The organism is Promicromonospora sp. NPDC050880, assembly GCF_044456525.1.
In the GTDB taxonomy this organism is placed as follows: domain Bacteria; phylum Actinomycetota; class Actinomycetes; order Actinomycetales; family Cellulomonadaceae; genus Promicromonospora.
The window spans coordinates 20976-40760 of the sequence record NZ_JBITFV010000009.1 but is presented as its reverse complement, the minus strand read 5'-3'; the positions used below and the strand labels follow the sequence as shown (position 1 = coordinate 40760).

17 protein-coding genes are annotated in these 19785 nt (G+C 74.5%); 4 read left to right on the top strand and 13 right to left on the bottom strand.

What is annotated here, in order from left to right; translation table 11 throughout:
- Window position 1: 1 nt before the first annotated feature.
- The 3 genes from ACIBBF_RS15750 to mtrA are packed head-to-tail and all read right to left on the bottom strand — an operon-like array spanning window position 2 to window position 4172.
- Entirely contained in the window at window positions 2-1726 is a 1725-nt protein-coding gene (locus ACIBBF_RS15750; protein WP_397414917.1) for an LpqB family beta-propeller domain-containing protein, read from the bottom strand.
- On the bottom strand, window positions 1726-3492 hold the full coding sequence (gene mtrB / locus ACIBBF_RS15745; RefSeq protein WP_397414915.1) for an MtrAB system histidine kinase MtrB: 1767 nt from the start codon (window positions 3490-3492) through the stop codon (window positions 1726-1728). Before mtrB ends, ACIBBF_RS15750 begins: the two co-directional genes overlap by 1 nt.
- Window positions 3492-4172, bottom strand: coding sequence for an MtrAB system response regulator MtrA (gene mtrA / locus ACIBBF_RS15740; protein ID WP_171103320.1), 681 nt, complete (start codon window positions 4170-4172; stop codon window positions 3492-3494). The genes mtrB and mtrA overlap by 1 nt, the downstream gene beginning before the upstream one ends.
- Window positions 4173-4365: 193 nt before the next feature.
- On the opposite strand from mtrA, the gene ACIBBF_RS15735 reads away from it, so the two are divergent.
- A complete protein-coding gene (locus ACIBBF_RS15735) occupies window positions 4366-5751 on the top strand; it encodes a sensor histidine kinase (RefSeq protein WP_397414912.1) in 1386 nt (461 codons plus the stop codon).
- Entirely contained in the window at window positions 5748-6434 is a 687-nt protein-coding gene (locus ACIBBF_RS15730; protein ID WP_397414910.1) for a response regulator, read from the top strand. Before ACIBBF_RS15735 ends, ACIBBF_RS15730 begins: the two co-directional genes overlap by 4 nt.
- A gap of 29 nt (window positions 6435-6463) precedes the next feature.
- On the opposite strand, the gene ACIBBF_RS15725 is transcribed toward ACIBBF_RS15730, so the two are convergent.
- The 6 genes from ACIBBF_RS15725 to ACIBBF_RS15700 all read right to left on the bottom strand — a co-directional run bounded on the left by ACIBBF_RS15725 (window position 6464) and on the right by ACIBBF_RS15700 (window position 13051).
- On the bottom strand, window positions 6464-7816 hold the full coding sequence (locus tag ACIBBF_RS15725) for a DUF58 domain-containing protein (protein ID WP_397414908.1): 1353 nt from the start codon (window positions 7814-7816) through the stop codon (window positions 6464-6466).
- A 10-nt stretch (window positions 7817-7826) separates the two neighbouring features.
- Window positions 7827-8756, bottom strand: a complete 930-nt coding sequence (locus ACIBBF_RS15720; protein ID WP_397415190.1) for an AAA family ATPase — start codon at window positions 8754-8756, stop codon at window positions 7827-7829.
- A 95-nt stretch (window positions 8757-8851) separates the two neighbouring features.
- Window positions 8852-10123 (bottom strand): DUF4350 domain-containing protein, encoded by a 1272-nt coding sequence (locus ACIBBF_RS15715; protein ID WP_397414906.1) that lies wholly within the window; start codon window positions 10121-10123, stop codon window positions 8852-8854.
- Window positions 10120-10743: a DUF4129 domain-containing protein gene (locus tag ACIBBF_RS15710; protein WP_397414904.1), complete on the bottom strand. Its 624-nt coding sequence runs from the start codon at window positions 10741-10743 to the stop codon at window positions 10120-10122. Before ACIBBF_RS15710 ends, ACIBBF_RS15715 begins: the two co-directional genes overlap by 4 nt.
- A gap of 1 nt (window position 10744) precedes the next feature.
- On the bottom strand, window positions 10745-11962 hold the full coding sequence (locus tag ACIBBF_RS15705) for a hypothetical protein (RefSeq protein ID WP_397414901.1): 1218 nt from the start codon (window positions 11960-11962) through the stop codon (window positions 10745-10747).
- A gap of 99 nt (window positions 11963-12061) precedes the next feature.
- A complete protein-coding gene (locus ACIBBF_RS15700; protein WP_397414899.1) occupies window positions 12062-13051 on the bottom strand; it encodes a stage II sporulation protein M in 990 nt (329 codons plus the stop codon).
- A 55-nt stretch (window positions 13052-13106) separates the two neighbouring features.
- On the opposite strand from ACIBBF_RS15700, the gene ACIBBF_RS15695 reads away from it, so the two are divergent.
- Window positions 13107-13934 carry an RDD family protein gene (locus tag ACIBBF_RS15695; RefSeq protein ID WP_397415188.1) on the top strand — a complete coding sequence of 276 codons (828 nt, stop codon included), beginning with the start codon at window positions 13107-13109 and terminating at the stop codon, window positions 13932-13934.
- Window positions 13935-13974: 40 nt separating this feature from the next.
- Here ACIBBF_RS15695 and ACIBBF_RS15690 read toward each other — a convergent pair whose 3' ends face one another.
- The 4 genes from ACIBBF_RS15690 to ACIBBF_RS15675 form a co-directional block, all read right to left on the bottom strand.
- Window positions 13975-15147, bottom strand: coding sequence for an acyltransferase family protein (locus ACIBBF_RS15690; protein ID WP_397414896.1), 1173 nt, complete (start codon window positions 15145-15147; stop codon window positions 13975-13977).
- 40 nt (window positions 15148-15187) lie between these two features.
- Window positions 15188-16429, bottom strand: a complete 1242-nt coding sequence (locus tag ACIBBF_RS15685; RefSeq protein ID WP_397414893.1) for a glycosyltransferase — start codon at window positions 16427-16429, stop codon at window positions 15188-15190.
- Window positions 16426-17622 carry a glycosyltransferase gene (locus ACIBBF_RS15680; protein WP_397414891.1) on the bottom strand — a complete coding sequence of 399 codons (1197 nt, stop codon included), beginning with the start codon at window positions 17620-17622 and terminating at the stop codon, window positions 16426-16428. The genes ACIBBF_RS15685 and ACIBBF_RS15680 overlap by 4 nt, the downstream gene beginning before the upstream one ends.
- Before the next feature lie 89 nt (window positions 17623-17711).
- Window positions 17712-18665, bottom strand: a complete 954-nt coding sequence (locus ACIBBF_RS15675) for a hypothetical protein (protein WP_397414889.1) — start codon at window positions 18663-18665, stop codon at window positions 17712-17714.
- 171 nt (window positions 18666-18836) lie between these two features.
- Between ACIBBF_RS15675 and ACIBBF_RS15670 the strand changes: the two genes are divergently transcribed.
- A complete protein-coding gene (locus tag ACIBBF_RS15670) occupies window positions 18837-19784 on the top strand; it encodes an alpha/beta fold hydrolase (RefSeq protein WP_397414886.1) in 948 nt (315 codons plus the stop codon).
- Window position 19785 lies beyond the last annotated feature (1 nt).

Here is a 19785-nt window from a genome sequence, read left to right as displayed (position 1 = left end):
GTCAGCCGGGGTAGGCGACGAGGTCGACGTCCTCGGCGAAGGGCTGCCAGACGCCCGTCTCTTCGTGCTCCAGGTGGCCGCCCTCGGTGATCACCAGGATCCCCTGGTCGGCCACGCCGGCCGCGAGCTGCTCGACGTCGGTGAGCCCCGTGAGCTGCCGGGCCGCACCACCCGTCCCGGCCAGCCCGCCGACCCCCGCCGTCCAGACGCCGGACGTGCCGTCCGCGGCCCGCGTGAGGAGCGCGAGCGTCGTGCTCCCGGACCAGCGGGCCTCCTCGATGTCGTCCACCGGTGCTGCGACGGACAGCCGCGGCGTGAGGCTGACCGGCTTGTCGGCCTCGTCGCGGACGATGCCCGCCACGTGCACCTGCGTACCCGACGGCGCCTCGCTCACGACCGCCACCCGCGACCCCTCCGGCGCCACCGAGACGCTGATGACCTTGCGGCCGGCGAGCCAGTCGGGCTTCAGGGAGAACTCGTCCGTCTCCTCGTCGCGCACGCGTAGCGCGCCCGTACCGCCGCTGGTCCAGACGTAGCCGAACGTGTCGACGGACGGCGCCGCCAGGTCGCCTCCCTCGAACATCTCCACGGCCCCCTCGTCGCCGAGGCTCACGATCCGGTCCGTGCCGTCGCGCACGACGATCGGCGAGCCCGCGGGGCTGACCGCGAACGCCGTCGGGTCGCCGACGGCGGACAGGTCCGCCGTCGTCTCGTACGTCTCCAGCACGCCGTCGGTCACCAGCTTGATCTCGCCGTCCTGCACGGCCAGGGCCTGGCCGGCGGTGCCGGGCACGGTCACGTCGGCCGCGTCGACCGCGAGGCGGTTGGTCCCGCTGTACAGGTCCACGGGCACGGTCCGGCCGGCGCCCTCGGAGAAGGTCGCCGACAGCTGCGCCGCGATGATCGCCCGGTCCGTGGCCGGGGCCGCGCTGACCTGCTCGCTGAGCCGGACCGCGACGGCCTCCTCGCCATCGGACTCCCGGACCGACGCCGAGCTGAGCTGGGTGCCCTCGGGCACGAGCGACTGCGTGGCGCCCTGCAGCCACTCGGGCGGGCCGGCCAGCACCTGCTGCACCGCCACGCTGCGCCACTGACGCCGCGGGAACCAGCGCAGGTCGGGCACGAAGCTCTTCGCGTCCGTGGCGGCAGGGAAGTACAGCCGGGTCGCCCGGTACTGGTTCGCGAACAGGTTGGCGGGCACGATCACGCCGTCGTCCAGGACGGAGATGCGCCACTCGTTGCCGACCCGGACCAGGGTGAACCGGTAGCCGAGCTCGCGCGGGTCCCCGACCTCCGTGTAGGACCCCACGCTGTCGACGGTGGCGATGGTCGTCGCGCGCACCACCACCTCGACGGTGTCCGCGCCCTCGATCTCCACGCCGGGGTCGGTGAGCTGCGCCAGCGGCGCCTCGCGGACCACCCGCACGGCCGCCTCGGCGTCCCAGGCCACGGAGACGTCCTCCGTGAGGAACTCACGGGCGGTCTGGAACTCCTTCGGGGACGTCGCGGCGGCCGCCGCGGCACGCAGGAACCCGGACACGATCGTCTGCGGCTCCGCACCGGAGGTCGGCCCCTCGGGCAGTATCGCGATGTCGACCTGCGGGTCCTCGTCCGCGTTGCCCTCCAGGACCGGGCCGGACATCGGGATCTGCGCACAGGCCCCGACTCCCGCGACCGCGGCCAGCACCACGACGGCGCCGAGAACGGCGCGGACCGCCCGGCGCATCAGCGCACCTCCACATCGGTCGTCCGGCCGGCCGGCCGGTCGGACGGCGTCGTCGTCGTGGCACCGGACAGGTCCGGGATCGCCGTCGGTGTCGGGCCCGTGGGCGGACGCACCGCCGGGACCTGCCCGGTCTGCGCACCGAACTCGTGCGAGGCGGGCGCGAGCGTGATCGGCGGCTCGCCGATCTGCACCCCGGCGCTGCGCGGCAGCGTGAGGCGGAAGCTCGCACCCTGCCCCGGCCGGCCCCACGCGTCGAGGCGCCCGGCGTGCAGGTGGGCGTCCTCCAAGGCGATCGCCAGCCCCAGGCCGGACCCACCGGTGGTGCGGGCCCGCGCCGGGTCGGCACGCCAGAACCGGTCGAACACGTGCTCCACCTCCTGCTTGGTCATGCCGACGCCGTAGTCGCGCACCACGACGGCGACCGACCGGTCGTCCTCCGCCACGGTCACCTCGACGGGGCGCTCCTCGGCGTGCTCGATCGCGTTGACCACCAGGTTGCGCAGGATGCGCTCGATGCGGCGCGGGTCGAAGTCGGCGGCCGCGTCGGCGTCGGGCAGGCGCACGGAGACCCGCACGTCCTTCGTCTCCGCCAGCGGCGACGCCTGCTCCACCACCGACATGACGAGGTCGCGCAGGTCGCGGCGCTCGGCGTCCAGCACGGCGGCGCCCGCGTCGAAGCGGCTGATCTCCAGCAGGTCCGACAGGAGGGACTCGAACCGGTCGATCTGGCCCAGCAGCAGCTCGGCCGAGCGGGCGGCGTCCTCGTCGAGCTGGTCGCGCGACTCGTGGACGATCTCGCTGGCCATGCGGATGGTCGTCAGCGGGGTGCGCAGCTCGTGCGAGACGTCGGAGACGAACCGGCGCTGCATGGCGGACAGCTCCTCCATGCGCCGGATCTGGTCCTGCAGGCTCTCGGCCATCTCGTTGAAGGAGCGCGCGAGGCTCGCCATCTCGTCGGTACCGCGGGCGCCCGGCATCCGCTCGGACAGGTGCCCCTCGGCGAGACGCTCGGCCACGGTGGCGGCCCGGGTCACCGGCGTGACGGTCTGGCGCGCCATGGTCCAGGTCACCACGCCGAGCAGCGCCAGCATGCCGAACCCGCCGGCGAGCAGCACGCGGTGCACGAACGACAGCGTCTCCTGCTCCGGCTCCATGGAGTAGAGGTAGTAGATCTCGAAGGTGGCGTCCGGCGACGCCTGCACCGTCGAACCCACGATGACGCCGGGACGCACCTCGCTCGTGCCGTCCAGCGGCGGGATGGCCACGGCCTGGAGCACCTGGTCGTCCTCGGAGGCGATGTTCGCCTGCCGCAGCTCGTCGCTGATCACCACGTCGGTCAGGTCACCCCGGGAGGCCACGTTCGACACCTGTGCGGTGCCACCCGGCACCTGCAGCAGGAAGTAGTCCTGCGCCGTGGACCCGCTCGTGACGGTGAGCGTCGCGATCGTGTCCAGCAGGAGCGTCTGCAGCTCGCCCTCGGACGTCGTCGACGCCGTCGAGAAGCTCTCCGACACCTGTGCCGTCAAGGCCGCGGTCTCGCGGTCGATCGCCGCGATCCGCTGTTCGTAGATGCCGTCCCGGACCGACGTCGACAGGTACAGGCCCAGCACCACGATCGCGGCCAGGCCGATGGTGAGCGCCGTGGCGACCACCCGGAGCTGGAGCGAGGAGCGCCACTGCGCGACCGCCCGGCGGGTGCCGCGGACCGTGACCACCCGGGCCCGTGCGACCACCCGGCGCAACCGCGTGGCCAGGCCGGAGCGCATCAGCGGGTAGCGCCCGCCTTGTAGCCGACGCCGCGCACCGTGAGCACGATCTCCGGGTTCTCCGGGTCGCGCTCGATCTTGGAGCGCAGGCGCTGGACGTGGACGTTGACCAGGCGCGTGTCGGCACTGTGCCGGTAGCCCCAGACCCGCTCCAGCAGCACCTCGCGCGTGAACACCTGCCAGGGCTTGCGCGCCAGCGCCACGAGCAGGTCGAACTCCAGCGGGGTCAGCGCGATGCGCTCGCCCCCGCGCGTCACGGTGTGGCCGGTGACGTCGATCTCGACGTCACCCACCACCAGGCGCTCCGGTCCCGGGTCCTCGCTGCGCCGCAGCCGGGCCTTGATCCGGGCCACGAGCTCCTTGGGCTTGAAGGGCTTGGAGACGTAGTCGTCGGCGCCCGACTCCAGGCCCACGACGACGTCGAGCGTGTCGGACTTGGCCGTGAGCATGATGATCGGCACGCCGGACTCGGCGCGGATCTCGCGGCACACCTGCACGCCGTCCTTGCCCGGCAGCATGAGGTCGAGCAGCACGAGGTCGGGCTGGTGGGTGCGGAACATCCCCAGCGCGGAGTCGCCGTCGGCACAGAAGATGGCCTCGATACCCTCACCCTTGAGGACGATGCCGATCATCTCGGCCAGCGCTGTGTCGTCGTCGACGACGAGAACTCGTACCTTCATGCCCTCCAGTGTGCCAGGCCGGTCCAGCAAAGCCGGTCTCCGGCGTCCGGCGACACCAGGTTCACCCGTGTCGGACGCACCACTCCCGGTGCGGCGGACCCGCACCCGGCCGGCGGCAGGGGGGACAACCCCCGCCCGAACCGGGCGGCCGGCACCATGGTCCGAGCACCCCCGCCGGGGCGAACCTGGCACCATGACGACCATGACCTTCGACCGGCCCGCGGCCGGCACCGCGACCCGGCGCGCCGGGCACCGGGAACCGGGCTTCCTCACGGCCCCGTTCGCGAGCCGCACCTGGCGCGAGCAGGGCTATCTCGCCCTCGTGCTGCTCCTCGCCCCCTTCGCCTTCACCTACGCGGTGTTCGCGGTGAGCCTCACGGCGGGCATCGCCGTCACGGTGGTCGGCCTGGTCGTGTCGGGCGGCGTGGTGCTCGGCGGACGCGGCTGGGGCGGCGCCTACCGTGGCCTGGCCCGCGACCTGCTCGACGTCGACGTCCAGGCGCCCGCACCGTACGTGCGACCGCGCGGGTTCTGGCGCACCGTCGGTTCCCTGATCGGTGACGCCACGGGCTGGCGGGCACTGCTGTTCATGGTCGTCACCTTCCCGCTGTCCGTCCTGTCCTTCGTCGTCAGCGTCACGTTCCTGGCCACCAGCCTGGGCGCGCTCACCTACGGCATCTGGTACCGGTTCCTGCCCGAGCAGCTCGGCACCGACGGTGAGCTGCACCGCGGGGCGCAGTTCGGCCCGGGGTACTTCGTGGACACGCCCCCGCGCATCGCGCTGACCGCGCTGGCCGGTCTCGTGCTCCTGTTCTGCTGGCCCTGGATCACCCGGGCGTTCACGCTGCTGTTCCGTGTGCTGACCGCCGGGTTGCTGAGCCCCACGCGAGCGAGCCTGCGGGTCGCGGAGCTGGAGCGGTCGCGCACCGGCACCGTGGACGACGCCGACGCCCGCCTGCGCAGCATCGAGCGGGACCTGCACGACGGCACGCAGGCCCGCCTGGTCGCCGTGGCGATGCAGCTCGGCGAGGCGCGCGAGCACCTGGCCGACGGCGGCGACGTGACCCAGGCGGCCGAGCTCGTGGAGACCGCCCACACCTCAACCAAGGAGGCGCTGACCGAGCTGCGCGAGCTCGCCCGCGGCATCCACCCGCCGGCGCTCGACAGCGGCCTGACCGTCGCGCTCGAGACCCTCGCGGCGCGCTCGCCCCTGCCGGTCACGGTCGACGTCGACGCCGGCGTCGAGGCCCACGGCCGCCTGGCGCCGGCCGTCGAGTCGATCGCCTACTTCAGCGTCGCCGAGCTCGTCACCAACGCCGCCAAGCACGCCCGGGCCGCCGGGGTGTACGTGCTGGTCGAGTCCGTCGGCGGCATGGTGCGCATCCGGGTGCGCGACGACGGGCGCGGCGGCGCGCGCGTGGTGCCGCCCGACGGTTCGGGGCTGCGCTCCGGCCTGGCCGGCCTGGCCGAGCGGGTGCGCTCGGTGGACGGCACGTTCGACCTGTCCAGCCCGGTCGGCGGGCCTACGGTGGTGACCGTGACCCTGCCGAGTGCCACCAGCCCGTCGGAACCCGCATGACCAGGCCGGACGACCCGTCGCCGGGCCTGCGGGTGGTGCTGGCCGAGGACTCGGCGATCCTCCGCGACGGCCTCGCCGCCCTCCTGACGCGCCGCGGCCACGCCGTGACCGCGGTCGGCGACGGTGCGGCGCTGGAGGACGAGATCGCCCGGCTCGCCCGCGAGGGGTCCCTGCCCGACGTCGTCGTGGCGGACATCCGCATGCCGCCGAGCTTCACCGACGAGGGGCTGCGGGCGGTGCTCGGCCTGCGCGGCCGGCACCCGGACCTGCCCGTCCTGCTCTTCTCGCAGTACGTGGAGACCCGGTACGCGAGCCGGCTGCTCGCCGGCGACGCGCGCGGCGTCGGCTACCTGCTCAAGGACCGGGTGGCCGACGTGCGGGACTTCGTCGACGCGCTCGGCCGGGTGGCCCGCGGCGCGACGGTGCTCGACCCCGAGGTGGTCTCCCAGCTCATGGGCTCCGCCCGGCAGGACGACGGGCTGGACCGCCTGTCGGCCCGCGAGCGCGAGGTGCTGGGGCTGATGGCGCAGGGCCGGTCGAACGGGGCGATCGCGGACCTGCTCCACCTGTCCTACGGGGCGGTGGAGAAGAACGTGGCAGCCATCTTCACCAAGCTCGACCTGCCGCAGGACGCCGCGGACCACCGCCGTGTCCTGGCGGTGCTCCGCCACCTGGGCGTCTAGCCACCGGGCCGTTGAGTGCGCGAAGCGGGCTAGAGTCTGCCCGCTGCCTTCAGGGCCAGGTACTCGTCGGCCAGGCGCGGGGCCAGGTCGTCGGGCAGCGCCTCCACCACGTCCGCGCCGTAGCGGCGCAGCATCGTGGTGACCGCGGTCCGCTCCAGGTCGCCGCGAGCCGCGGCCGCGGCGTCGTAGACCTCGGCCACGGTCTCGCGGCCGGCACGCAGCCGTGCCACCTCCTCGTCCGCCACGGAGGCGACGACGACGGTGTGGTCACGGGCGAGCTGGTCCACCACGGGCAGCAGACCGTTCTCGACGGCCGCGGGGTCCAGGGTGGTCAGCAGCACCACGAGCGCACGCTGTGTCATGCGGGTCCGCACCTGGGTGACCACGCCGGGCCAGTCCGTCTCCAGGAGCGCGGGCTCCACCGTGGCCAGCGACTCGGCCATCGCGGGCATGAGCCGCGGCCCGGCCGCCCCTGCCACGCGCGAGCGCACGGTGCGGTCGAACGCGACGAGCTCGACCCGGTCGCCCGCGTGCCCCGCCAGCGCCGCGAGCAGCAGGGCCGCCTCGATGCTGGCGTCCAGGCGCGGGGCCCCCGTGGAGTCCGCGGCCCCCACCCGGGCGGCGGACGTACGCCCCGTGTCCAGCACGATCAGCACGCGCCGGTCCCGCTCGGGGCGCCAGGTGCGCACCACGACCTCGCGCCGCCGCGCGGTGGCACGCCAGTCGATCGAGCGGACGTCGTCGCCCACCACGTACTCGCGCAGCGAGTCGAACTCCGTGCCCTCGCCACGGATCTGTACCGCGGCGCGGCCGTCCATCTCGCGCAGCCGCGCCAGGCGGGAGGGCAGGTGCTTGCGGCTGGCGAACTCCGGCAGCACGCGCAGGCGGCCCGGTACCGGCAGGGTCACCTGACGGCCGGCCAGGCCCAGCGGACCCAGGCTGCGGATCGTCACGCCGCCGGCTGCCCGGTCGCCGCGCCGCGTCGGCACGAGCGTGGTGGGCAGGCGCGCGGCCTCGCCGTCGGGCAGGTCGACGTGGTGCCGGCCGGAGCCGCCCGACGCCGGCCGCACCCGCTCGCTCGTCCCCCGGCCCGGGCCGGCGCCCGCCGACGGCCCCCACGCGTCCCGGACGACGGCGCGCAGCCGCCGGCCGGAGACGTTGCGGACCACGAGCTCGCTGACGGCCTCGGAGCGCAGGCGCACCGAGCCGGGTACCCGGCGCTGCACCGCGACGCGCCGCGGCGACGCCGCCAGCACGACGTCCGCCAGGCAGGCCAGGACCACCACCGTCGCCCACACCAGCACCGTCCCGTTCGCCGGGAGCAGGAGCACGGGAATCACGCCGAGCCCCATCAGGGCGGCGGCCCGCCACGTCACGACCATGCGGGCCGCCTCAGCGCGGCACGGGCACGGAGGCCAGCACCGTGTCCAGCACACCCTCGGCGGTGACACCCTCCAGCTCGGCCTCGGCGCGCAGCTGCACGCGGTGCCGCAGCGTCGGGTGCGCCAGGGCCTTGATGTCGTCCGGCGTCACGAAGGAGCGCCCCGACAGCCAGGCCCACGCCCGCGCGGTGCGCAGCAGGGCCGTCGCGCCACGCGGCGAGACGCCGAGCGACAGCGAGGGCGAGAACCGGGTCGCCCGGCACACGTCCACCGCGTACCCGAGCACCTCGCGCGACACCTGCACCTGGGACACCTCGGCGCGGGCCCGCGCCAGGATGCCGGCGTCGGCCACCGGCGTCACGCCGGCCGCGGCCAGGTCCCGGGGGTCGAAGCCGGCGGCGTGCCGCGCCAGCACCTCCACCTCCTGGTCCCGCTCGGGCAGCGGCAGCACGAGCTTGAGCAGGAACCGGTCGAGCTGTGCCTCGGGCAGGGCGTAGGTGCCCTCGTACTCGACAGGGTTCTGGGTGGCGATCACCAGGAACGGGTCGGGCAGCGGGCGCGGCGTGCCGTCCACCGAGACCTGCCGCTCCTCCATCGCCTCCAGCAGCGACGCCTGGGTCTTGGGAGGTGTGCGGTTGATCTCGTCCGCCAGCACCAGGTTGGTGAAGACGGGGCCCTCGCGGAAGGAGAACTCGGCGGTCCGCGCGTCGTACACGAGCGAACCGGTCACGTCGCCCGGCATGAGGTCCGGCGTGAACTGGACGCGCTTGGTGTCGAGCCGGAGCGCGGCCGCGAGGGTGCGCACCAGGAGCGTCTTGGCCACGCCCGGCACCCCCTCCAGGAGCACGTGCCCCTGGCAGAGCAGGGCGATGAGCAGGCTGGTCACCGCGGCGTCCTGCCCGACGACGGCCTTGCCCACCTCCGTGCGGACGGCCGCCAGGGCGGAGCGGAGCTCCTGCGACGGGGCGGGCGGGGCGGTCGTCTCCCGCGGCTGCGCGGTGTCGAGGGCTGGCTGCTGGGGGAAGTCTGGTTCGGTCACGGGCGGTGGACCTCGCTCTCCAGGGTGTCGAGTCGGCGCGCGAGCTCGGCGAGCGCGGCGTCGTCAGCGGGGGGTGGACCGTAGAGCAGGTCTGCCACCTGCTGCGACGGGCGGTCGGTCGCGGCCACGACGGCATCGACCACGGTGTTGGCGTCGGACGAGCGGGCCAGGCCCAGCCGGGACGCGATCCGGTCGGCCGCGGAGGCGCGCAGCCCGGCGGCGGCGTGCCCGCGGGCACGCGCGGCGCGGTACAGGCGCGCCCGGCCGCGCGTGGCCTCGGCGGACCGGACCAGGACGGGGAGGTCCTCGACGACCAGGGGGCCCAGGCGGCGGGCACGCCACAGCGTGAGCAGCACGGCCGCGAGCACCACGACGAGGGCGACGGGCGCCGAGCCCGGCGGCATGAGCGCGTCGACCTGCCCGCGCTCGGCCGGCGTGGGCTCGTCGCCGACGGTGCTGACGTCCATCGGGTCGGGCACCAGCCACACCAGGTCCTCGTGCCCGCCCAGCATCCACAGCGCGAGAGCCGCGTTGCCGTCCTGGAGCACCGCGTCGTTACGGATCACCGTCGGGTCGCTGACCACGGTGACCGACCGGTCGGGGTAGTCCAGGCGGGCGTAGGCGAACGCGCCCACACCGTCGGGCCAGCACAGCACGGGGCGTACGGTGCCGGAGCCGTCGGAGCTGTCGTACAGGCCCGGCCGGAGCCGGAGCGGGCCCGCCGCACGCGCGGCCGGGTCGGCGCACTCCGGGTCGACCGGACCGGCGGACTCGCCGTACGTCGAGTCGACCGAGCCCCGGGTCAGGCCCGCGAGCATGCTGTAGTCCGGCTGCAGCACCACGAGGTCGGCGCCCGTCCGGTTCAGCGCCGAGATCTGGTCCTCGGCGAAGAAGGACGGGTTGGGGGTGATCAGGAGCGTGCTGTCCGGACCGGCGGCCGCGGAGGCCTCCGCCACGGTGGTCACGTGCGTCACGCGCACCCCCTGGTCCCGCAGCACCTCGGCGACCGCCATGGCACCGCCCTGCTCCGGGTTGTCCGGGGCGTACGGGGCGGCGGACGTCGCCGGGCGCACCACGGCGAGGAACCCGACCAGGAGGGCGACGGCCACGAGCACCGTGAGCGGCCAGCGCGCGCGACGCCACCTGCGGGCGGCCCGTGACCGGCCGGTGGTGTCGTCGCCGACGACCACGGGCGGCTCGTCGGCGGGGCCGGTCTGCGCGGCGAGCACCGCGGGTGGTGTCGGAGGCGCGGGGGCGGGCAGGGTCATGCGGGGACCTCCGGCCGGGCCGCGGTGACCTCGGCGTCCAGGGCGCGCAGCGCCGCGTCGTCGTCGGCCGTGGCGACCCGGTCGCCGTACTCGACGCCGTCGAACACGTCGGCGCCAGCGCGCAGGCCGTCGGCCTGGGCGGCCAGCCGCGCGCCCGCGTCGGCGGCGGCCTCCTGGGCCGTGCGGCCCGGTCGTGGCTCGATGACCACCCGTTCCTCCAGGGAGCGCACGACGGCGCGGAAGCGCTCCACGACCGCGGTGCGCCAGTCGCCCGCAGACGCCGCGGCGTCGGCCGACGCGCGCAGCTGGGCCGCCGTGCGCGTGTCCTCGGCGCCGAGCACCTGCGCCGACCGCGTGCGCTCGCGCCCGAGCCGCACCGGGCCGGCCACCAGCCAGGCGATCAGCACGATGACCGCCACGACCACCACGACCACGATCCCGAGCTGCGCCCCGGACATCGACGCGTCCGGCCAGTCGATCTCGTCCAGGCGCTCCATGACCCAGGTGATCGCGCGCACGAGCAGGGACTCGCGCTCGGCGTACTCGGGCTTCTGGAGCTCGCTGCCGAGCAGCTCGCGAGCGGTGTCCCGGTCGGGGACGACGGGCAGGTCGGCCCTCATGTCACTTGTCCGCCACGGCCGCCGCGGCCTGCAGCTGCACGTCCAGCCCCTCGCGTCGCATCCGGGTGTCGATGTAGAGCAGGGCGGTCACGCCGCCGAGGAACAGCACGCTCATGCCGCCGCTGACCACGTAGGTGATGCCGTAGCTGACGGCGAGGCCGACGTCGTTGGACTGCACCATGAACACGCTCATCAGCAGGCTCACCGGGATGGACACGATCTGGCCGATGACGCTGAGGATGATCGAGGTCAGCAGGTAGATGCCCAGCACCCGCCAGAACGTGCCGCGGGTGAGGCGCCAGGCCCGTGCCACCGTCGCCCAGAAGCCACCGCCCTCGACCGCGAGGGCGGGTGCGGCGAGCAGGACGCGGGTGAACAGCCAGACGCCGCCCACCACGGCGGCCGCGAGCGCCAGGAAGATACCGATCACGCCGAGCGTGACGTCGACCGCGAACAGCCCGGCGACGACGGCCACGAGCAGGGCGTAGGCGACGAGCCAGGCGAGCAGGCTCAGGAGCGAGAACCCGATGAGGTACCAGGCGCGCTTGCCGACGCGCCGCCAGGCCTCGGACACGGTGATCTTGCGTCCGATCACCGACTCGCTCACCGAGACCGCCATGACGCCCATGGCGAGCGGGGTGGCGAGCAGGAGCAGCAGGCCGGTGCCGAGCATCGAGCCGTAGGTCACGCCGAGGATGTCCTGGGTGAATCCGAGGTCCTGCATGGTCGGGTCGCTCTCGACCTCGGCGAACAGCCCGCCGAACAGGTCGGTGAACCACGTGGTGAGCGGGATGCTGAGCAGGGTGCCGATCGCGACGGCCACGACCACGACGATCGCCGTCAGGCCGAGGGTGACGGCCGGGTTGTGCCGGACGGCGCCGAACGCGCCGTCGTACAGCTCCCCGAGGCTGAGGGGGCGCAGCGGGACGATGCCGGGCTTGTCGGCCGGGGGCCGGTAGCCGGGGACCTGGGCGGTGGGCGGGGAGTACTGCCCGTACTGGCTCTGGCCGTACTGCCCGGCCGCGGGCGTGCCCGGTGCGGTGCCGTACTGCGGGGTGCCGTACTGGGGCGCGGCAGGAGTCTGCGGGGCGGCCGGGTCGTACCCGGGCGCGTACTGCCCGTACCGCGGCGGCTCGCCCCAGCCCGTGGGCTGGGACCCGCCGGGCTGCGGCGGCGTGGGCTGCGCCGGCTGGTCGGGTGCGCTCTCGGGCGTCGTCATGGGGCCTGCTCCGGATGTCGTCTCGAGTCGTTCCTGCGCCGCAACCCTAGTACGCGCAACTGACAGCGGGCCGTGCGACCGGCACGGACGCCGGGGTCGTCACCCAGCCGTGACCACGGTGGCCCCGGACTCGTGCTCCGCGAGGTCACCGGTGGCACCGGCCCGCACCGCGCGGCCGCCCAGCACGTACACGTAGGCCCAGAAGGCGGCGAGCACGATCGCACCGATCACGATCTTGAGCCACCAGTACAGCTCCGAGCCGGTGACGAAGCCCTCGACGAGGCCCGACACGCCGAGCGCCACGGCGAGCCCGATGACCGTGGTGATCAGGGCGCGGCCCTCGGCGGCCAGGGCGACCGTGCGCCTGCGGTGGCCGGGGTCGATCAGGGTCCAGAAGAGCCGCAGGCCGGCCGCGCCCGCGACGAAGATGCAGGTGAGCTCCAGCAGCCCGTGCGGGGCGATGAGCGTGAGGAACAGGTCCAGTTCGTCGTGGGCCGCCATCATGCCGCCGGTGGCACCCACCTGCACCGCGTTCTGCCACAGCACGAGCAGCGTGAAGAAGCCGGTGATACCGCCCGCCACGGCCAGCGCGGCGATGCGCGCGTTGTTCGTCCACACCACACCGGCGAACTCGATGCCGGGGTCGTAGTAGGACGCGAACGCGTCGTTGACGTACTGCTCCTGCTGCGCCGGCGTCATCATGGCGTCGAGGGCGGCCGGGGTGGTGGCGACGTAGACCCCGGCGACGACACCCACGAGCAGACAGGCCGCCGTCACCGCGTGCGACCACCACCGGATCCGGTAGAACGCGGCGGGCAGCGACACCACCGCGAAGCGCACCACCTCGCGCCAGGCGGGTTCGTGCGCACCGGCGATCCGCGTGCGGGCGCGGTTCAGCACGTCGGACAGGCGGGTGACCAGCGCCGGGTCGGGCGCGGTGGACCGGACGGTCGACAGGTGCGTGGCCACCGACTGGTACAGCCGCACCAGCTCGTCGGACTCGGCGCCGTCCAGACGGCGCCGGCCGGAGAGCTCCTTGAGCCGGTCCCACTCGGCGGCGTGCACGGCGGTGAAGGCGTCGATGTCCACGACGGTAGTCTGCCGCACAGGAGTCACGACCCATCGCACCCCGACCGGAGGACCCGTGCAGGACGGCATCGTCATCGGCGAGGGCGTGGTGCTGGACGCGCGCCCGGCGTCGTTCATCACGCGCGCCATGGGCGCCATGCTCGACTTCCTCGTCATCGGCGTCGTCGTCTTCCTCCTGCTGGTCGTCGGTGGCATCTGGTTCCTAGAGACCGCGACGGCGAGCCAGGACGTGGCGCTCATCGTCTACTCGGTGGCCAGCGCCGTGATCGTGGTGGGCGTGCCGGTGACCGTCGAGACGCTGACGCGCGGCCGGTCGGTCGGCAAGCTCGCGTGCGGCATCCGCGTGGTGCGCGACGACGGCGGCCCGGTGCGGTTCCGGCACGCGCTGGTCCGCGCGCTGATCGGCGTGTTCGAGCTGTGGATGACGTTCGGCGGCATCGCCGCGATCGTCTCCCTGTCCAACGCCAAGGGCAAGCGGCTGGGCGACCTCGCCGCCGGCACCTACGCGGTGCGGGTGCGGGGCGGCAAGCCGCCGTCGGCCCCCGTGGTGATGCCGCAGTCGCTGGCGGCGTGGGCGCACACCGCCGACATGCGCCGGCTGCCGGACGGGCTGGCGCTGGCCGCCCGCCAGCTTCTGGGGCGCGCGGCGCGCCTCGCGCCCGAGTCCCGGGCGCGGCTGGCCGACGACCTCGCCGGCCGGGTGGAGCCGTACGTCGCCCCCGGGCCGCCGCCCGGGACGCACCCGGAGGCCTTCCTGCACGCCGTGCTCGCCGAGCGCCGGGAACGCGAGCTCGCCGCCGGCCAGCGGGAGCGCCGCCGGGCCGAGGAGCAGGCCGAGCTGCTGCACCGGCTCCCGTTCGCGGTGGCGGACCCGCCGCGCTGATCCCCGCCCCGCCGACTCCCCGCCCGGCCGACCGTCCGGGTCAGGCCCGTGGTATCGGGACCCGGCCGCGGGGGCGCAGGGCGTCACCGGCGCGCACCAGACCGGACTGCACCGCCCGGCGCAGCCGGGCCGACGTCGGGCGCTCGACGCCGTAGTGGATGACGACCGCCAGGACCAGGCTCAGGGCCCCGGCCGCGAACAGCGCGACGGTCCGTGTGGTCTCGTGCGCCAGCACGTCGATCACCGCGTACCCGAACTGCGTGTGCACCAGGTACACGGGGTAGGTGAGCGCGCCGACCGTGCCGAGCACCGCCGTCACCCGCCGGGGCGGTGCCGTCCGGCCCCGCAGCGTCGTGGCCCAGACGGCGGCCACGCTCGCCAGGAGCACCATGACCGTGATGACGGGGTTGACCGGTACGCCCTGGAGGTCGGAGGCACGTCCGGCGGCGTCCAGCACGCGCAGCACGCACAGCACGAGCCCGCCGGCGAGCAGCGTGCTGGTGACCACGTCGAACCCGTCACGGTAGGCGAGGAACAGCAGCATGCCGACGGCGAAGTAGGGCGCGTAGTCCGGCACGAGCCAGTCCGCGAGCCAGCGCGCGCCCGCCTCCTGCGCGGCCCAGCCCGCGAGCGGCCACAGCGCCGCGAAGGCCAGTACCCGGTTGCGCGTGAGCGGGCCGAACGCGAGCACCACCAGCACCAGCAGGTAGAACTTGAGCTCCACGAGCAGGGTCCAGAAGACCACCTGCACGCCCGTCACCTCGAACAGGTCCTGCACCATCGTCAGGTTGACCAGGGTCTCCACCAGCGTGGTCTGCCGCCCTCCGGACCAGAACTGCTGCAGCCCCGCGGTCAGCACGATGCACGCCCAGTAGGCGGGGAACAGGCGGCCCACGCGCGAGGCCACGAACCCGGCGACGCCGCGGCCGTCCGCGCTGAGCAGGATGACGAACCCGGAGATCATGAAGAACAGCTCGACGCCCAGCCAGCCGTAGCGGGTGACCTCGTTGAGCAGCGGGAAGGCGTGGACCGGGTCGGCACCCCAGTAGCTGGTCACGGTCGAGGTGGCCGTGAAGTGGTAGAGCAGCACCGCCGCCGCGGCGGCGAAGCGCAGGCCGTCCATGGCCACGAGCCGCCCGGAGCTCTTCCGGCCCGGGCCACCCGTGCCCGCGGTCGCGTCGGGCAGGCTGGGTGAAATGTCTGGGCGGGTCATCGCCGCCGACCCTAGATCACGGAACGGTAACGGTCAAAAATCACCCTACCCGAACGTCCGTTGCAGCGCGGGTCCGGACGGTCACGTCGGTGTACAGCTCCAGCATCCGCCGGGCGTGCGTCGCCGGGGCGAACTCGGCCCGCGCGCGTTCGGTGGCTCCCGAGGCGGCCACGACCAGGTCGGGCCGCCCGGCGAGGTCCACCAGGGCCGCGCTCATCCCCTCCTCGTCCACCGGCACCTGGATACCCGGTCCGGCCAGCCCCTCGCTGAGCGCGGGGTCGCAGTACAGCACCCCGCGTCCCGCGGTGACGGCCTCGACGATCGTCATCGGCTGGTTGTCGAACCCGTACGAGGTCAGGGCCGCCAGGTGCGCCCCGGCGAGCAGCCCCGGAATCCGGTCACGCTCCTGCCGGCCCAGGAACTCGATCTCGGCGTCGCCCGCGGCCTGGCGTGCCGCGGCGAGCTGGCTCCCGTCGCCCACGACCACGCCGTGCAGCCGGCCCGGACCCAGCCGGCGCTGTGCGCCGGTGAGCGCCCGGACGAAGGGCAGGACCCGCTTCTCCGGTTCGCAGCGGCCGATCCAGACCACGCGCAGCGGACCGTCGACCTGCTCCAGCGGCTGTGCCGCCGGGCCCGGCGGCGTGACGGTGTTCGGCACCACGGCCACGTGCTCCAGCCCGGCGGCCCGCAGGCGCGCCGCCTGGTGGGCGGAGGGGGAGACGACCAGGTCGGCCTGCCGGGCCACGCCGAGGGTCATGTTGCGCAGCGCGCTGTCGCCCGGCCGGTCCGCCAGGTGTACTCGGGTCGGGCGCAGTCCGGTGATGCCACGGTGGAACGCGCGCACGAGCGCGGCGACGATCCGCTGGGGTCGCAGGTCCGTCTGCCAGAAGAACGTGTGCACGGTGTGCACCACCGGCAGCCCCAGGTCGGCCGCCACGGCGGCCGCGGCGGCGGCAACGCCGAACTCGGAGTGGAGCTGGACCACCTCGATCCGGCGCTCGGTGAGCACGGCCGCCAGCCGGCGGCGCAGGCTCGCCGAGTTCGGCACCACGGGCAGCGCCAGACCGGGCAGCACCCAGCGTGCGGGCACCCGGTCGTAGGTCACGCCCTCGCCCAGCCCGGCGCGCACCGCGGCGGAGGCCGACGAGGGTGCGACGACCACCACCTCGGCTCCGTGCGCCGTGAGCGCCGCGACCTGCTCGACGAGGGCGGTCTGCGCGCCGCCGAGGTAGTCCAGGGCGTAGTCGCAGACCACGGCGACGCGCCGGGGGCCGACGGTCATGCGGCCACCGGCGTCCCGCTCATCACCTTCTCGTAGAGCGCCTCGAAGATCCCGAGGGTGGCGCCCATCGCGTGCGCCTCGATGAGCTCGCGGCCGGCGGTGCCGTACCGCTCGCGGAGCGTCACGTCGGTCATCAGCGCCCTCAGGTGGCCGGCCAGGCCGGCCACGTCGCCCGGCGTGAACAGCTCGCCGTTGGTGCCGGGCCGGACCAGGTGCGGCAGCGCCATCGCATCGGCCGCGACCACGGGCAGCCCCACGGCCATCGCCTCCATGGTGACGATGCTCTGCAGCTCGGAGACGCCGGGCATGCAGAACACGTCGGCGGTGGCGTAGGCGGACATCAGGTCGTCGTCGGACACCCGGCCGAGGAACCGTACCCGGTGCGCCACGCCCAGCCGGTCCGCGAGCGCCTCCCAGGTGGCACGGCACGCGCCGTCGCCCACGACCTCCAGGCGGCCGGGCACGTCCGGGGCGATGCGGGCGAACGCCCGGATCAGCTCGTCGACCCGCTTCTCCTGGTCCAGGCGGCCGACGAACAGCACGGTCGGCTCGTACAGCGTGTCGGGTCCGCCGGGCGTGTTCCGGCGCGCGGCCACCGCGACGCGGGCCTGGTCGTAGGACTCCGCGTCGATCCCGTTGGAGACGGGGAAGGCCGCGGTCAGTCCCGCGCGGCGGTTGATGAGCTCGACGGCGCGGGCGGTGGGCGCTGTGACGGCGTCGGCACGCGAGTAGACGCGGCCGAGGTCGCGGTACATCCACTCGGCGAAGACGGAGCGGAGCGGCCCGAACAGCGGCAGGTAGCCCACGATGTTCTCGGGCATGAGGTGGTTCGTCGCGACGAGCGGCACCTCCTCGCGCAGCGCCTGCTGCACGACGGCACGGCCGAGCAGCATGTGCCCGTTGGTGTGCACGACGTCCGGGCGCACGTCCCCGAAGACCTTCTTCACCTCGGAGGACACCTCCCAGGGGAGGCACACCCGCATCGCGTCGAGCCCGGGCATGCGCCGCGAGGCGAGGCGGTGGACGACGACGCCGTCGCGCATCTCGACGCCCGCGCCGCCCGTGGGCGAGGGGGCGACGACGTGCACCTCGTGGCCGCGGCCCGCCAGCCCGGCGGAGAGCCGGTCCGCGAAGCGTGCGGCGCCGTTGACGTCGGGGGCGAACGTGTCGGCGGCGACGAGGATCCGGAGCATGTTCACTGTAGGGACTCCCATGATTCCGCCCCGGGTGGGGCTGGTCTGGACGATGCGCGTTCAGGCGTTCAGGTCAGGCTCTGGGCGGCTCAGGCTCCGACGGCGAGGGTGTCCTCGCGCTCGGCGCGGGCGGCCACCGCATCCGGGTGATGGTGGGCAAGGGTAAGGACTCCGACCGTCGCGGTGAGGGCCGCAGCGCCGAGGATGACCCAAGCCGTGACCGGGGTCGACGATCCCTCGCCGAGCAGGACGGCACCCAGCAGGACGGCGACGATCGGGTCGACGACGGTCAGGCAGGCGATGACGATCTCCGGCGCACCGGCGTGGTAGGCGTGCTGCACGAGCCACGCACCGACAGCGAACGCGACGAGGGCGCCGGCGGCGCACCCCAGCACGAGCGGCGACAGGATCCCGGTGTCGGCAGCGGCCTGCGCCGCGACCCGGACGAGCGCGGAGAGGAGGCCGTAGGCGACGGCGACGGCGCTGGCGAGCGCGAGGCAGCGCAGAGGCCCCTGGCCGCTGCGGGACAGCCCGGCGACGGCGAGGACGGCGACGAGCCCCATGACGACGAGGCCGGCCACGACGGTCGCCGCGGCGGTCGGGGTGTGCGTGGTGGCCGAGCCCGCCGACGCCACGACGAAGACGACCACGCCCCCGACGGTCAGTGCGGCGCCGAGCAGGACACCGCGCGAGGGCCTGCGGCGGGCTCGTGCGGCCGAGAGCAGCACGGCCAGAGGGACGGCGAGGACGCCGACCGGCTGCACCACGCGCAGCGGAGCCAGCAGGAGGGCGAAACCGTTGACGAGCGACCCGATGCCGGCGAGCCCCGCGCCCTGGAGCCAGCGCCGTCGCCGGACGATCGCCAGGAGGTGCCGGGTGCTGAGGTTCCGCCGCCCCGCGAGCTCGCCGGGTCGCGTGGCCCCGCGGGTCCCGTCCAGCACGTCGGGGTGCTCGGTGGTCGTCACGGCGTGGTGCTGGAGCACCGAGGCGACCGCGAAGCACACCGCTCCGACGAGCGTGAGGCCGATGGCGAGGATCGTCATGGGCTCCATCTTGACCGGCCCGGCACTCGCCAACCATAGGGGTCTCCCCCTATTCATCTGGGGTTCACCCCCGACCTTTTCGTCGGGTTCACCCCCGGGCCGTCCCGGCTTTCGTGAATGCCTCGGTCATCCCCGTGATCTGGGGCGTCACGGGTGGCTAGGCTCTCGGGAATGGCACGCCGACCGCTCCCCTCCCCGTACGCGGCGCTGATCGCCGCGACCCCCGTGGCGCGCTCGCAGCTCGCGCTGCGCGGCGGCACGACGCACGTGTGGCAGTACGGGCCCGACGACGCCACCGACCACATGGTGGCGCTGCACGGGTTCCGCGGGGACCACCACGGGCTCGAGCCGATCGTGGCGCACCTGCTCCGGGAGCGCCCGGGCCTCCGGGTCACGGTGCCCGACCTGCCCGGGTTCGGCGCGTCACCCGCGCTGCCGGGACGGCACGACGTGCCCGCCTATGCCGCCTGGGCGCGCGAGCTGCTCCGAGAGGTGGCTCCCGACGGGACGTCGGTGCTGATGGGCCACTCGTTCGGCTCGGTCGTCGCGGCCTCAGCGATGTCCGGCGCGACCGTGGCCGATGACGCACCGGACGCCGGACACCTGGCGCGGGAGCTCGTGCTGATCAACCCGATTCCCCGGCCGCCCCTGTCAGGCCGAGGCCGGGTGAGCACGGGGGCGACCGCCGTCCTGCACGACCTGGCCGGGGCCCTGCCCGAACCGACCGGTACCGCCCTCCTGCGGCACGCCGCGCTCACCCGGGTCGCGAGCGTCGCCATGGTTCGGACGCCGGACCGCGCGCTGCGCCGCTGGATCCACGAGGAGCACGGACGGTACTTCGCCGGGTTCGCGACCCGACGCTCGCTCCTGGAGTCGTTCCGCGCCTCGATCACCGGCAGCGTCCGCGAGTGGGCGGCGGACATCGACGTGCCCACCCTCCTCGTCGGCGGCTCCCGGGACGACCTGGCGCCGGTGCGCGACCAGCGGGAGCTGCTCGCCCTGTTCCGTGACGCGCGCCAGGTACTCGTTCCCGGCGTCGGCCACCTGACGCACTACGAGACGCCCGGCACGGTGGCCCGGCAGGTCGCCGGCTTCCTCGACCTGCGCGGCACCGCCTGAC

What these genes read in the sequence shown, in the direction of transcription:
- ACIBBF_RS15750 (WP_397414917.1), bottom strand. Translation starts at nt 1,726, where the DNA reads ATGCGCCGGGCGGTCCGCGCCGTTCTCGGCGCCGTCGTGGTGCTGGCC.
- mtrB (WP_397414915.1), bottom strand. Translation starts at nt 3,492, where the DNA reads ATGCGCTCCGGCCTGGCCACGCGGTTGCGCCGGGTGGTCGCACGGGCC.
- mtrA (WP_171103320.1), bottom strand. Translation starts at nt 4,172, where the DNA reads ATGAAGGTACGAGTTCTCGTCGTCGACGACGACACAGCGCTGGCCGAG.
- ACIBBF_RS15735 (WP_397414912.1), top strand. Translation starts at nt 4,366, where the DNA reads ATGACGACCATGACCTTCGACCGGCCCGCGGCCGGCACCGCGACCCGG.
- ACIBBF_RS15730 (WP_397414910.1), top strand. Translation starts at nt 5,748, where the DNA reads ATGACCAGGCCGGACGACCCGTCGCCGGGCCTGCGGGTGGTGCTGGCC.
- ACIBBF_RS15725 (WP_397414908.1), bottom strand. Translation starts at nt 7,816, where the DNA reads ATGGTCGTGACGTGGCGGGCCGCCGCCCTGATGGGGCTCGGCGTGATT.
- ACIBBF_RS15715 (WP_397414906.1), bottom strand. Translation starts at nt 10,123, where the DNA reads ATGACCCTGCCCGCCCCCGCGCCTCCGACACCACCCGCGGTGCTCGCC.
- ACIBBF_RS15710 (WP_397414904.1), bottom strand. Translation starts at nt 10,743, where the DNA reads ATGAGGGCCGACCTGCCCGTCGTCCCCGACCGGGACACCGCTCGCGAG.
- ACIBBF_RS15705 (WP_397414901.1), bottom strand. Translation starts at nt 11,962, where the DNA reads ATGACGACGCCCGAGAGCGCACCCGACCAGCCGGCGCAGCCCACGCCG.
- ACIBBF_RS15690 (WP_397414896.1), bottom strand. Translation starts at nt 15,147, where the DNA reads ATGACCCGCCCAGACATTTCACCCAGCCTGCCCGACGCGACCGCGGGC.
- ACIBBF_RS15685 (WP_397414893.1), bottom strand. Translation starts at nt 16,429, where the DNA reads ATGACCGTCGGCCCCCGGCGCGTCGCCGTGGTCTGCGACTACGCCCTG.
- ACIBBF_RS15680 (WP_397414891.1), bottom strand. Translation starts at nt 17,622, where the DNA reads ATGCTCCGGATCCTCGTCGCCGCCGACACGTTCGCCCCCGACGTCAAC.
- ACIBBF_RS15675 (WP_397414889.1), bottom strand. Translation starts at nt 18,665, where the DNA reads ATGACGATCCTCGCCATCGGCCTCACGCTCGTCGGAGCGGTGTGCTTC.
- ACIBBF_RS15670 (WP_397414886.1), top strand. Translation starts at nt 18,837, where the DNA reads ATGGCACGCCGACCGCTCCCCTCCCCGTACGCGGCGCTGATCGCCGCG.